Origin of the sequence: Cellulomonas soli, from assembly GCF_013409305.1 — a bacterium.
In the GTDB taxonomy this organism is placed as follows: Bacteria; Actinomycetota; Actinomycetes; order Actinomycetales; family Cellulomonadaceae; genus Cellulomonas; species Cellulomonas soli.
Window position 1 is genome coordinate 2205010 of the sequence record NZ_JACBZJ010000001.1, and the last position, 13217, is coordinate 2218226.

Below are 13217 nucleotides of genomic sequence, written 5' to 3' on the forward strand. Positions count from 1 at the left end.
TCGGACCGATCTGTGGACGGCGGATCGGGCGGGTCTTCCGTGTGCGGGCCGCGGTCCGGCGACCGACTAGCGTTGTCGTGCACTGCAGCCACGAGAGGACGCCACTGATGCCGACCGAGCCGCTGTACCGCGCCGACGACGCGCGCTACGACACGATGACCTACCGCCGCACGGGGCGCAGCGGGCTGGACCTGCCGGCGTTGTCGCTGGGGCTCTGGCACAACTTCGGGGACACGACCCCGTTCGACCGGCAGCGGTCGGTGCTGCGCCGGGCGTTCGACCTGGGCATCACGCACATGGACCTGGCGAACAACTACGGCCCGCCGTACGGGTCGGCGGAGGAGAACTTCGGCCGGCACCTGGCCAAGGACTTCCGCCCGTACCGCGACGAGCTCGTCATCTCCTCGAAGGCCGGCTACGACATGTGGTCGGGTCCGTACGGGGACGGCGGGTCGCGCAAGTACCTGCTGGCCTCGCTCGACCAGTCGCTGGCGCGCACGGGGCTGGAGTACTTCGACATCTTCTACTCGCACCGACCGGACCCGTCGGTGCCGATCGAGGAGACGATGGGTGCGCTGCACACCGCCGTGACCAGCGGCAAGGCGCTGTACGCGGGCATCTCGAACTACACCCCGGAGCAGACGCGGCGCGCGCACCAGGTGCTGGCTGACCTGGGCACGCCGTTGCTGATCCACCAGCCGTCGTACTCGATGTTCAACCGGCACGTGGAGAACGTCGCCAAGGGCCAGACCGAGCGCCTGATCGACGTGGTCGGCGACCTGGGCATCGGCACGATCGTGTTCTCCCCGCTGGCCCAGGGCCTGCTGACCGGCCGCTACCTGTCGGGCGAGGTCCCGGCGGGTTCGCGCGCGTCGGTGGGGCACTTCCTCAAGCCGGCCGCGTTGTCCGAGACGTACCTGGAGCGGGCGCGCGGGCTGAACGCGATCGCCGAGGGGCGCGGGCAGACGCTCGCGCAGCTGGCGTTGTCGTGGGTGCTGCGTGACGAGCGCATCACGTCGGCGCTCATCGGCGCCAGCTCGGTCGCGCAGCTCGAGGACAACGTCGCGGCGTTGTCGGCGCCGCCGCTGACCGACGAGGAGATCGCGGCGATCGAGCCGTTCGCCGTCGACGGCACGGGTCGCTGACGCCGTGACGGAGTTGTCGACCTCCCGGCCCGTGCCCGTCGTCCTGCTGCACGGCATCACCGACGACGGGCACTGCTGGCCCGGCGTCGTCGCGCACCTGCGCGCCGCGGGCGACGGGCGTCAGGTGCTGACGCCGTCCGCGCTCTGGCACGGCGGGCGCACGGGCGAGGGACGCACGAGTCTGACGATCAGCGCGCTCGCCACCGATGCCGCAGCCACGATCGCCGCCTCGCTCGACCGTCCCGCGGTCGTCGTCGGGCACTCGATGGGCGGGGTGACCGCCGAGGAGCTCGCCCTGCTCGCACCCGAGCTGGTGGCCGCGCTCGTGCTCGTCGACCCGGCGTGGGTGGGCGACGACCCCGCCGACGGAGGCGCCGCCCCCGCCTGGCTGCGCGAGTTCGCCGGATCGTTCGAGCGGGCACCGCAGGCCGGTCTCGAGCAGTGGTCGCGGTCGCAGAACCCGGGCTGGCCCGACGACGAGCACGAGCCGTGGGCCGCCTCGAAGAAGGCTCTCGACCTGGAGATCACGCGCGTCCCGCACCACTGGGGCGAGCGCGAGTGGCCGAAGGCGCTCGCCGGGCTGGTCGACGCCCGGATCCCGGTCACGCTCGTCACGGGGGACACGGCGGCCGGTGCGATCGTCGACGAGGCGATGGCCGCCGCCGCAGGGGCGGCGCTCGGTCGCAGCGGCGAGGACGAGGGCGGGCTGCTCACGCACGTGGCGCTCGCGGCGACGGGGCACAACATCCACCGCGACGACCGGCCCGGGTTCCTCCGGGTGCTCGACGACGCGATCGCCCGGGCGGACGCCGCCGCGCTCTGACGTCCGTGCTGGTCGGCGCGCGGGGCCTCGCAACGGGCCCCGCGCGGCCGCCGCCGCGGGCGTCCGGCGTCAGGCGGGTTCGACGACCTCGTCGAGCAGCGGCTCGGCGTCCGTGCCCTCCAGCGCGGCGAGCAGGCCTGCGCCGTAACGCTCGAGCTTGGTCGCCCCGACGCCGCTGATCGATCCGAGGTCGGCCAGGCTCGACGGCCGGCTCTCGACGACGGCACGCAACGTCGCGTCGTGGAACACGACATACGCGGGAACCCCCTGCTCGCGCGCGGTCGCGGCACGCCAGGCGCGCAGCCGCTCGAACAGCTCGGCGTCCGGGCCGGACAGGTCGGCGGCCGCCGCGGACCGTGACCCCGAGCGGCTGCCCCGCTCGGCCTTGGCCTTCCCGCTCGCGCTCGCAGTCTCCCGGCGCAGCGGGACGGACCGTTCGCCTCGCAGCACCTCGCCCGAGCCGGGGCTCAGCCGCAGCGTGCCGTAGCCGTCGGTGTCGACGGCCAGCAGCTCCTGCGCGAGCAGCTGACGGACCACGCCGCGCCACTCGCCGTCCGACAGGTCCGCGCCGACACCGAACGTCGACAGCTCGCCGTGCCCGAGCTGGGTGACCCGCGGGGTGGTCTTGCCGCGCAGGATGTCGACCAGGTGCCCGACGCCGTAGCGCTGCCCGCGCTGGTCGAGCCGCACGACCGTCGAGAGCAGCTTCTGCGCCGGGACCGTGCCGTCCCAGGTCTGCGGCGGGTTCAGGCACGTGTCGCAGTTGCCGCACGCCTCGCTGCCCGCCTGGCCGAAGTAGGTGAGCAGCTGCACCCGGCGGCACGAGACCGTCTCGCACAGCGCGAGCATCGCGTCCAGGTGCGCGGTGAGCCGGCGCCGGTGCGCGACGTCGCCCTCGGAGGTGTCGATCATCCGCCGCTGCTGCACCACGTCCGCGAGCCCGTAGGCGAGCCAGGCGGTCGACGGCAGGCCGTCACGTCCGGCGCGACCGGTCTCCTGGTAGTACCCCTCGACGGACTTGGGCAGGTCGAGGTGGGCGACGAACCGCACGTCGGGCTTGTCGATGCCCATGCCGAACGCGATGGTCGCGACCATGACGATCCCGTCCTCGCGCAGGAACCGGGACTGGTTCGCCGCGCGCACCCGCCGGTCGAGGCCTGCGTGGTACGGCAGCGCGGGGATGCCCTGGTCGACCAGGTACTGCGCGGTCTGCTCGACGGAGGCGCGCGAGAGGCAGTAGACGATGCCGGCGTCGCCGTCGTGCTCGGTGCGCAGCAGGTGCAGCAGCTGCGCGCGCGGGTTGTCCTTCGGCACGATCCGGTACCGGATGTTCGGCCGGTCGAAGCTCGCGACGAAGTGCCGTGCCTCGCCGAGCTGCAGGCGGGTGGCGATCTCGGCGTGGGTGACCTCGGTCGCGGTCGCGGTCAGGGCGATCCGCGGCACGTCCGGCCAGCGCTCGTGCAGCAGCGAGAGGGCGAGGTAGTCGGGGCGGAAGTCGTGCCCCCACTGGGACACGCAGTGGGCCTCGTCGATCGCGAACAGCGCGACCGTGCCGCGGTCCAGCAGCTCGAGGGTCTCCGGGACGCGCAGCCGCTCGGGCGCCAGGTACAGCAGATCGAGCTCGCCGGCGAGGAACGCCTGCTCGACGCGGTTCCGGTCGGCACGCTCCTGCGTGGAGTTGAGGAACCCGGCGCGCACGCCGAGAGCCGAGAGCGCGTCGACCTGGTCCTGCATGAGGGCGATGAGCGGGGAGACGACCACGCCCGTGCCGGGCCGGACCAGCGAGGGCACCTGGTAGCACAGCGACTTGCCGCCACCGGTCGGCATCAGGACGAGGGCGTCGCCGCCCGCGACGACCGTGTCGATGATCTCGGCCTGCTCGCCGCGGAACGCGTCGTAGCCCCAGACCTCCTGCAGCACGTCGAGCGTCGTGCGCCCGGCGTAGGCCTCCGATGCGGCCCGCGGTCCGGACGGTGCGGGTCGCGTCGCCGTCCGTGCGCGGACGTCCGTCGAGGTCGTCGCGACCCAGGCCAGATCGGCCGCGTCAGGGGGTGCGGCGTCGTACTCGGGGTCGAACGGAGGTTCGTCGTCCAGAGGCCAGCCGTCGTCCCACCCGTCGCTCACGCGCACACCCTACGTGCCGTCGCCGACGCGGCGGCGCTCGTGCACAGCCTCACCCGTCCGGGCCCGGGAACGCCCCCGATGTCACCCGTCCGGCCCAGGGTGTGGACCCCGGTCGGCGCGGTCGTCTACCGTGCGCTCACGACCCTGGAAACGGACACAACGGACACCTCTGTCCCGGGGCATGTCACGGACCGCGTGCGCGCGGCTCGACGAGGAGGTTTGGTGCGGTGGACGGGGCTCTGACGGGGCGGTCCGTGCTCGTGACCGGAGGTGCGACGGGGATCGGTCGGTCGGTCGTGCTCGCGCTCGCGGACGCCGGCGCGGACGTGGCCTTCACGTACCTGGAGCACGACCCCGAGCCGGTCATCCAGGAGGTCGACGCCCGGGGTCGGCACGCGATCGCCGTGCGCATCGACGCGCGTCTGTCGTGGGAGCTCGAGAAGGCCGCACGCGGTACGGCCGAGGTCTTCGGCGGCGTGGACGTCCTGGTGAACAACGTCGGCGGCATCGTCGCGCGCAAGGCGGTGCAGGACTGCGACGACGCGCACTGGCACGACGTCATCGACGTCAACCTGTCGTCGGCCTTCTACGCGACCCGCGCGGTGCTCCCGTTCATGCCGGACGGTGGCCGGATCATCAGCATCGGTGCGCACGCCGCCGCGAACGGCGGGGGCACGGGCATGGTGGCGTACACCGCGGCAAAGGCAGGGCTCGAGGGGTTCGGCCGGGCCCTGGCCCGCGAGCTGGCACCCCGGCGCATCACGGTCAACACGGTGGCGCCGGGGTTCGTCGGCGGTACGGGGTTCCACGCCCGGCACACGCCGGAGCCCTCGCAGCGGGCCGCGGTGGACGCGACGCCGCTGGCCCGCGCCGGCGCGGGGGCGGACGTGGCTGCGGCCGTGGTGTTCCTGGCGTCCGAGGCCGCGTCCTTCGTGACGGGCACGGTGCTCGACGTGAACGGCGGTGCGGGCTTCCGCTGACGCACCGCCGTCGCGCTGCCGTCCGGCCGTCGCGCAGGTCTGCGGGTCAGCGGGTCTTGTGCGCCCGCACGATCGCGCCGTGCAGGCCGTCGGCGACCTCGTGCGTGAACTCCACCTCGGCGTCGGCGAACCCGGCGGCCGTGAGCAGCTCGAGGTACTCGGTGCGGCTGAGCGCCCCGGCGATGCATCCCACGTGGTCGCCGCGGGCGGCGCGGTCGGCAGGGCTGAGCCGGTCCTCGGCGACGATGTCGCTGATCCCGAGCCGTCCGCCGGGGGCCAGCACGCGGAACGCCTCGCCGAGCACGGCGGGCTTGTCGGGGGAGAGGTTGACGACGCAGTTGGAGATGACGACGTCGACGCTCGCGTCCTCGACCGGCAGGTCCTCGATGGTGCCGGCGCGGAACTCGACGTTCTCCAGGCCTGCCCGTGCGGCGTTGGCGCGGGCGAGCTCGAGCATCTCCGGGGTCATGTCGACGCCGATGGCGTGCCCGGTGGGGCCGACCCGGCGGGCGGACAGCAGCACGTCGATGCCGCCGCCGGACCCCAGGTCGAGCACGCGTTCGCCCGGGTGGAGCGCGGCGACGGCGGTCGGGTTGCCGCAGCCGAGCGAGGCGAGCACGGCCTCGCGGGGCAGAATGCCGGTGGCGTCGGCCTCGTAGAGCGCGGCGCCGAAGCGGGTGTCGTAGACGGCGGTCGTGTCCGGGCCGCAGCAGGCGTCGTCGGCGGTGGCCTGCGCGGTCGCGTCGGTGGGCGCGCAGCAGGTGGCGGTGGCGCTCGTGCTCAGCACCTCCCGGGCGGCGGCGCCGTAGTGCTCGCGGACGGCGGTGCGCACGGCGTCGGGCTGGTCCAGCGTGCTCATGGGGTCCTCCTGGTCGCATCTCGTATCGACAGGCATCGATGCATGCCATCGTGGCCTTCGGATCGACGAGTGTCAATATCGACACGGATCTATCTCCGGGGTTAGCGTGTCCCCATGAGTCCGACCACCCTGGCCGTGTCCCCGGCCGTCGCGCTGCCGCTGACAGACGTCTCCGCCGCCACGCAGGACGCCCCCGACGGGCTGTGCTGCGCGCCGCTCGCCCGCGCCGCCCTCGAGCACGACGACGCCGTCGTCCTGGCCCGCGTGCTCAAGGCCGTCGCCGAGCCGACCCGGCTCCGGCTCATCTCGCTCATGTGCGCCGAGGAGGGCGGGGAGGCCTGCGTCTGCGACCTCGTCGACGCCGTCGAGCTCAGCCAGCCGACCGTCTCGCACCACCTCAAGGTGCTCATGGAGGCCGGGCTCGTCACCCGCGAGAAGCGCGGCGTCTGGGCTTACTACACGGTCGTCCCCCGCTGCATGGACGCCCTCGCGGACGTGTTCCGGATGGGACGGGCATGAGCGCACCCACCGGCGCGCCGGCCACGATCGTCGTGCGCCCGATGCTCGCCGAGCACGGCGAGCAGGTCCGGGCCGTGCAGGCCGAGGGCATCGCCACCGGCGACGCCACGTTCGAGCAGGCGCCCGCGCCGTGGGCGGACTGGGACGCCGGCCACCTCGCCGAGCACCGGTTCGTCGCCCTGGACGACGGGGCCGGGACGGTCCTCGGCTGGGTCGCCGCGAGTCCCGTCTCCGGGCGCTGCGTCTACGCCGGGGTCGTCGAGGTGTCGGTCTACGTCGCCGCGGCCGCGCGCGGTCGCGGGGTCGGCCGGGCGCTGCTCGACGCCTTCGTCGCCTCGACGGAAGCCGGCGGTGTCTGGACGATCCAGGCGGGCATCTTCACCGAGAACGCGGCCAGCCTCGCGCTGCACCGCTCGGTCGGGTTCGCCGAGGTCGGTGTGCGGCGCGGCCTGGGGCTCATGGGCCACGGTCCGCGTACCGGGCAGTGGCGCGACGTCGTCCTGCTGGAGCGCCGCAGCACGGTCGTCGGCGTCTGACCGGTCCCAGGGACGGCGAAGGCCTCGGGGAGACGCCCTCCCCGAGGCCTTCGCCGTCAGTGCTGCAAGCCGTGCTGCAGGTCCTGCTGCGTGGTCAGTGCACGTCCTCGTCGACCCAGTCGAACGTGCGCGTCACGGCCTTCTTCCACAACCGGTACTGGCGGTCGCGCTCGGAGTCGTCGATGTCCGGCTCCCAGCGCTTGTCCTCGGCCCAGTTGTCGATGACGTCCTGCTCGCCCGACCAGAAGCCGACCGCGATGCCCGCCGCGTAGGCCGCGCCCAGCGCGGTCGTCTCGGCGACCTTCGGGCGGATGACCGGCACGCCGAGGATGTCGGCCTGGAACTGCATGAGCAGCTCGTCCTGCACCATGCCGCCGTCGACCTTGAGCTCGGTCAGGTCCACGCCCGAGTCGGCGTTCATCGCGTCGAGCACCTCGCGCGTCTGGAAGGCCGTGGCCTCCAGGGCCGCCCGGGCGATGTGCGCCTTGGTGACGTATCGGGTGAGCCCGACGAGCGCACCGCGTGCGTCCGAGCGCCAGTACGGGGCGAACAGACCCGAGAACGCCGGCACGAAGTACGCGCCGCCGTTGTCGTCGACCGTCTTGGCGAGCGCCTCGATCTCCGGCGCCGACGAGATGAGACCGAGGTTGTCGCGCAGCCACTGCACGAGCGACCCGGTCACCGCGATCGACCCCTCGAGCGCGTACACGGCCGGCTGGCTGCCGATCTTGTAGCAGACCGTGGTCAGCAGGCCGTTCTTCGACGGCACCGGCGACGTGCCGGTGTTGAGCAGCATGAAGTTGCCCGTGCCGTACGTGTTCTTGGCCGTGCCGACCTCGAAGCACGCCTGGCCGAACGTCGCCGCCTGCTGGTCGCCGAGGATGCCCGCGATCGGCACGCCCGGCAGCAGACCGCCCGTGCGGCCCTCGCCGTAGACCTCGGACGACGAGCGGATCTCCGGGAGCATCGACAGCGGGATGCCCATCTCGGCCGCGATCTCCTCGTTCCAGGAGAGCGTGTCGAGGTTCATGAGCATCGTGCGCGAGGCGTTGGTGACGTCGGTGACGTGCACGCCGCCGTTGACGCCTCCGGTCATGTTCCACAGCACCCAGGCGTCGGTGTTGCCGAACGCCAGGTCACCGCGCTCCGCCTTCTCGCGCGCACCCTCGACGTTGTCGAGGATCCAGCGGATCTTCGGGCCGGAGAAGTACGTGGCCAGCGGCAGCCCGACCCGCGCCTTGTAGCGGTCGGCCCCGCCGCCGAGCGCCCCGAGGTCCTCGGCGATCTTCTGCGTGCGGGTGTCCTGCCAGACGATCGCGTTGTAGACCGGCACACCGGTCGTGCGGTCCCACACGACGGCCGTCTCGCGCTGGTTCGTGATGCCGACCGCCGCGATGTCCCGGTGCGTGATGTTCGCGTTCGCGAGCGCCAGGGCCACGACGGCACGGGTGTTGTCCCAGATCTCCGTCGCGTTGTGCTCGACCCACCCGGGCCTGGGGAAGATCTGCTCGTGCTCCTTCTGGCCGACGGAGACGATCTGGCCGCCGTGGTCGAAGATGATCGCGCGCGAACTCGTGGTGCCCTGGTCGATCGCCAGGACGTACTGGGTGTCAGGCATGTGCTCTCACTCGTTCCTCATGAGGTGTGGGGGTGTGGCGCCGCTGCCACCGGTCAGACGTACGCGGCACCCGCGAGGCCGGCGAGGACGCCGCCGACGATCGGGCCGAGGACCGGGATCCAGGAGTACGCCCAGTCGCTGGAGCCCTTGCCGCGGATCGGCAGGAGGGCGTGCGCGAGGCGCGGGCCGAGGTCACGTGCGGGGTTGATGGCGTACCCGGTCGGGCCACCGAGGCTCGCACCGATGCCGACCACGAGCAGCGCGACCGCGAGCGGGCCGAGGCCCGACGGCGTCTTGCCGAAGACGAGGATGACGAAGACCAGCACGAACGTGCCGATGACCTCAGTGATGAAGTTCCACGCGTAGCTGCGGATCGCCGGGCCGGTCGAGAAGACGGCCAGCTTGGTGGCGCCGTCGGCGTCCTCGTCGAAGTGCTTCTTGTAGGCCAGGAAGCAGAGAACGGCGCCGAGGAACGCGCCGATGAGCTGGGCGAGGATGTACCAGAAGGCGTTGCTGACCGTCGGTTCGATCGTCGCGGTGACCACGCCCTCCGGACCGGTGAGGGTGGCGAACGGCGAGTCGGCCGCGAGGAGTCCGAGCGTCACCGCGGGGTTCAGGTGCGCGCCGGACCTGAAGGCCACGTACACGCCGGAGAAGACGGCGATGCCCCATCCGAAGTTGATGAGGAGCCACCCGCCGTCGAACCCCTTGTTCTTCGGCAGGATCACGTTCGCCACCACACCGGTACCGAGCAGGACGAGCATGCCGGTGCCGAGGATCTCGGAGACGAACGCATGGGAGAGAATTGTGTCCACGACCTACCCCACTTCTTGACGGACGTCGTTGTCACGTGCGCCCGGTCCGGAGGACCGGGGGTCTGGGGTCGGGCTCTGCGCCCGACGGGTGGTGCCCGGCCGCGTCGCAGGGTGCACGACGCGGCCGCCGTACGCCTCAGACGCTCTCGCGCTTTGCCAGCGGCTGCAACGGGGCGAGGTCGACGGCACGCAGCCTGACCTGCTCGGCCGCCGCGTCGTCGGGCTCCAGCCCGGCTGCGTCCTCCGCCTCGGCGCGGGCGCGGTAGGCCTCGATCTCCTTGCTGCGCGTGCGCTCGTCCCAGCCGAGGACGGGCGCGACGAGGTCGGCGATCTCCTCGAGCGCACCGACGCCACGGTCGGCCTGCTCGTAGTTGAGCCGGGTGCGGTGCATCAGCACGTCGTCCAGGTGCAGCGCACCCTCGTGGCTGGCCGCGTAGACGACCTCCGCGCCGATGTACGCGGGTGCGTGCTGCAGCGGCGCCGCCAGGGTGGGGTCGGCGTCGACCAGGTCGATGAGCTCGCCGAGCAGCGAGCCGTACCGGTGCAGCAGGTGGTCCATGCGCGGACGGTCCCAGCCGTACTTCGCGCCGATGGCCCGGGACTGACGCTGGAAGACCGTGAGCCCCTCGGCGCCGACCAGGGGCAGGTCGTGCGTGATCGAGGGCAGGCTCGTCGCCCGGGACCCGATCGCGAAGTCGACGGCGTCCTTGGCCATCACCCGGTACGTCGTCAGCTTGCCGCCGGCGATCACCGTCAGGCCCGGGGTGGGGGAGGCGACCGTGTGCTCGCGGGACACCTTCGCCGAGCTCGTGCCGGCCTTGACCTCGGGCTGCAGCAGCGGCCGCAGCCCGGCCCAGGACCCGATGACGTCCTCGCGGCTGATCGGCCGGGACAGCACCGAGTTCGCGTGGTCGATGACGTACTCGATGTCGGCGCTGGTCGCGACGGGGTGCGTGAGCTCCTGCTCCCACGGGGTGTCGGTGGTGCCGATGACCCAGTAGCGGGACCACGGGATGATGAACAGCACCGACTTCTCGGTCTGCAGGATCAGCCCGGTCTCTCCGGCGATGCGGCTGCGCGGCACGACGATGTGGATGCCCTTCGAGGCGAGCACGCGCAGCCCGCCGTCCGTGCCGGCCAGGGCCTCGGTCTGCTCGGTCCACACCCCGGTGGCGTTGATGACCGCGCGGGCGCGCACGTCGATGTGCTCGCCCGATTCGAGGTCGACGAGCTCGGCTCCGGTGACAGCGCCCCCGGACGTGGTCTGCAGGTCGACGACCTGCGTGCGCGAGGCGGCGTGCGCGCCGTACGAGACGGCCGTGCGCACGAGGGTCTCGACCAGGCGGGCGTCGTCGACGCTCGCGTCCCAGTAGCGCACCGCGCCGATCGCGGCGTCGTGCCGCAGGTCGGGGAAGAGCCGCTCCATGCCCTTGCGGGTCAGGTGCCGGTGCAACGGCATCGCGCGCCGCGTGCCGGAGACGGTGGCGAGCGTGTCGTACAGGGCGACGCCCGCGCCGACGTAGGCCCGCTCCCAGACGCGGTTCTCCAGCGGGTACAGGAACGAGACGGGCTTGACCAGGTGCGGGGCCAGCCGGGTGATCAGCAGGTCGCGCTCGGTGAGCGCCTCGCGGACCAGGGTGAAGTCGAGCATCTGCAGGTAGCGCAGGCCGCCGTGCACGAGCTTGCTCGACCGGCTCGACGTGCCCGAGGCCCAGTCCTGACCCTCGACGACGGCGGTCGACAGGCCGCGGGAGACGGCGTCGAGCGCGATGCCTGCTCCCGTCACCCCACCACCGATCACCAGGACGTCGAGCTCGTTGCCGCGGTTCGCGCTGGCCCGCAGTGCGTCGAGCGCCTCGCGGCGCGCCTGCACCGTCAGTGGTGCGGTCCTCATGTGGTCGTCCTCCCCGGTCGTCCGTGCTCAGAAGTGCTCACGCGTGCACCGGTTGGTCAGGTGTGCTCTCGCCCGCCCACGCGTGGTGTCCGGTGGCCGTCGTCCGTGGTCGGACGGGCCATCGTGCGGTCCTCGTCGGATCGCAGGTGCACGGCATGCCCGTTATCGTCATCACGGGCCGAACGAACGCGCAACCCGGGTGCACATACGTGCACGAGGGAGGTGCCCCCGGACGGCCGGCGACGCGGGCCGGGGCGGTCCGGGACACAGGGGGGAGAGGCGGCCATGGCGGTCGAACGTGAGCAGGACGTGCTGCGAGCAGCGTCGATGTACTACCTGCAGGACCTCAAGATGGAGGTCATCGCCCGCCACCTCGGCACGTCGCGCTCCACCGTGTCGCGGCTCATCAAGCGTGCACGGCAGACCGGGCTCGTCGAGATCACCCTGCGCCCGGGCAGCACCCGGGCCCCCGGCCTCGCCCGCACCATCTCCGCTGCGTACGGCATCGACGCGTACGTCGTCCCGGTGCCGGACTCCGCGAGCCACATCGACCGGCTCGACCAGGTCTCCATCACCGCGGCACGTCTGCTCAGCTCGTGGTTCGACTCCGACATGGTCCTCGGCGTCGCCTGGGGCACCACGCTCGCCGCGGTGTCCCGGTACCTGTCGCCCAAGCCCACGCGAGGTTCGACCGTCGTCCAGCTCAACGGCGCCGCCAACATGCGCACCAGTGGGGTCGAGTACGCCAGCGACCTCATCTCCAGCTTCGGCTCCGCGTTCGGCGCCGCCGTGCACCACTTCTCCGTGCCCGCGTTCTTCGACTACCCGGAGACCAAGCGGGCCATGTGGCGCGAGCGGTCCGTGCAACGGGTGCTCGACATGCAGCGCCGGGCCGACATCGCGGTCTTCTCCGTCGGCGCCGTCGCCGGCGCCGTCCCCAGCCACGTGTACTCCGCCGGCTACCTCGACGAGGACGACGTGCGGCTGCTGCACGCCGAAGGGGTCGTCGGCGACGTCTGCACCGTGTTCATCCGGGCGGACGGCTCGTGGCAGGACGTGCACCTGAACGAACGCGCCACCGGGCCCACGCCGGCCGAGCTCGCGCGGATCCCTCGCCGGCTGTGCGTCGTGGCCGGCGACAACAAGGTGGTGCCGCTGCTCGCCGCGCTGCGTGCCGGGGTCGTCACCGACCTCGTCGTCGACGAGGTCACCGCGACCGAGCTTCTCGACGCGGTCGAACCCACCCACCGGCGGCCCCGACCGCGCCGCTGACCGGGCCTGGGGCGTACGGAAGGCCGTACGGAACGCCACACGGAACGCCTGGTCGGCGCCGGTACCGTGGTCGGGTGACCACCGCCTCATCCGTCCCGCCGCTGCGCATCCGGCCCGCGCTGCCGGCCGACGTCCGGGCCATCCACGACCTGGTCGAGCCCTACGCGACCGGACGCATCCTGCTCGCCAAGGAATGGGTCGCGTACTACGAGGCCGTGCAGGAGTTCCTCGTCGCCGACGTGCCCGACCCCGACGCCCCGGACGGGCGCCGCGTCGTGGGCTGCGGCGCCCTGCACGTCATGTGGCAGGACCTCGCCGAGATCCGCACGCTCGCGGTCGACCCCGAGCACCGGCACCACCGGGTCGGGCACGCGCTGCTCGACGCCCTCATGGGACGGGCACGCGAGCTCGGGCTGCGGCGGCTCTTCTGCCTGACCTTCGAGGTCGACTTCTTCGTCCGGCACGGCTTCCACGCCATCGAGGGCACGCCCGTGACACCCGAGGTCTACGCCGAGCTGCTGCGCTCGCACGACGACGGCGTCGCGGAGTTCCTCGACCTGGCGCGCGTGAAGCCGAACACGCTGGGCAACACGCGGATGCTCATCGAGCTGGGCTGAGAGGCGCCCGCCGGC

The 13217-nt window shown here is 72.5% G+C and carries 12 protein-coding genes; 7 read left to right on the forward strand and 5 right to left on the reverse strand.

Going from position 1 to position 13217, the window contains the following annotated elements:
- The first annotated feature begins 107 nt into the window (after positions 1-107).
- Positions 108-1145: an aldo/keto reductase gene (locus BKA22_RS10245; RefSeq protein WP_146953670.1), complete on the forward strand. Its 1038-nt coding sequence runs from the start codon at positions 108-110 to the stop codon at positions 1143-1145.
- 4 nt (positions 1146-1149) lie between these two features.
- Entirely contained in the window at positions 1150-1968 is an 819-nt protein-coding gene (locus tag BKA22_RS10250) for an alpha/beta fold hydrolase (RefSeq protein ID WP_146953668.1), read from the forward strand.
- Positions 1969-2037: 69 nt separating this feature from the next.
- On the opposite strand, the gene recQ is transcribed toward BKA22_RS10250, so the two are convergent.
- A complete protein-coding gene (gene recQ, locus BKA22_RS10255; protein ID WP_371863662.1) occupies positions 2038-4098 on the reverse strand; it encodes a DNA helicase RecQ in 2061 nt (686 codons plus the stop codon).
- Between the two features lie 221 nt (positions 4099-4319).
- Between recQ and BKA22_RS10260 the strand changes: the two genes are divergently transcribed.
- Positions 4320-5072, forward strand: coding sequence for an SDR family NAD(P)-dependent oxidoreductase (locus tag BKA22_RS10260; protein WP_146953666.1), 753 nt, complete (start codon positions 4320-4322; stop codon positions 5070-5072).
- Positions 5073-5118: 46 nt separating this feature from the next.
- Here BKA22_RS10260 and arsM read toward each other — a convergent pair whose 3' ends face one another.
- Positions 5119-5931 carry an arsenite methyltransferase gene (arsM, locus tag BKA22_RS10265; RefSeq protein WP_146953664.1) on the reverse strand — a complete coding sequence of 271 codons (813 nt, stop codon included), beginning with the start codon at positions 5929-5931 and terminating at the stop codon, positions 5119-5121.
- A 114-nt stretch (positions 5932-6045) separates the two neighbouring features.
- Here arsM and BKA22_RS10270 point away from each other — a divergent pair, with 114 nt between their 5' ends.
- Positions 6046-6450: an ArsR/SmtB family transcription factor gene (locus BKA22_RS10270; protein ID WP_146953662.1), complete on the forward strand. Its 405-nt coding sequence runs from the start codon at positions 6046-6048 to the stop codon at positions 6448-6450.
- A complete protein-coding gene (locus BKA22_RS10275) occupies positions 6447-6986 on the forward strand; it encodes a GNAT family N-acetyltransferase (RefSeq protein ID WP_146953659.1) in 540 nt (179 codons plus the stop codon). The genes BKA22_RS10270 and BKA22_RS10275 overlap by 4 nt, the downstream gene beginning before the upstream one ends.
- A gap of 94 nt (positions 6987-7080) precedes the next feature.
- Here the strand turns inward: BKA22_RS10275 and glpK are convergent, their stop codons facing one another.
- From glpK to BKA22_RS10290, 3 genes are all read right to left on the reverse strand, one after another.
- Entirely contained in the window at positions 7081-8604 is a 1524-nt protein-coding gene (glpK, locus tag BKA22_RS10280; RefSeq protein ID WP_146953658.1) for a glycerol kinase GlpK, read from the reverse strand.
- A gap of 53 nt (positions 8605-8657) precedes the next feature.
- Positions 8658-9368 carry an MIP/aquaporin family protein gene (locus tag BKA22_RS10285; RefSeq protein WP_218867059.1) on the reverse strand — a complete coding sequence of 237 codons (711 nt, stop codon included), beginning with the start codon at positions 9366-9368 and terminating at the stop codon, positions 8658-8660.
- A gap of 187 nt (positions 9369-9555) precedes the next feature.
- A complete protein-coding gene (locus BKA22_RS10290) occupies positions 9556-11313 on the reverse strand; it encodes a glycerol-3-phosphate dehydrogenase/oxidase (RefSeq protein ID WP_146953656.1) in 1758 nt (585 codons plus the stop codon).
- A 285-nt stretch (positions 11314-11598) separates the two neighbouring features.
- Here BKA22_RS10290 and BKA22_RS10295 point away from each other — a divergent pair, with 285 nt between their 5' ends.
- Positions 11599-12585: a sugar-binding transcriptional regulator gene (locus BKA22_RS10295; RefSeq protein WP_146953655.1), complete on the forward strand. Its 987-nt coding sequence runs from the start codon at positions 11599-11601 to the stop codon at positions 12583-12585.
- Positions 12586-12659: 74 nt separating this feature from the next.
- Positions 12660-13202, forward strand: a complete 543-nt coding sequence (locus BKA22_RS10300) for an amino-acid N-acetyltransferase (RefSeq protein WP_146953653.1) — start codon at positions 12660-12662, stop codon at positions 13200-13202.
- The last annotated feature ends 15 nt before the right edge of the window (positions 13203-13217 follow it).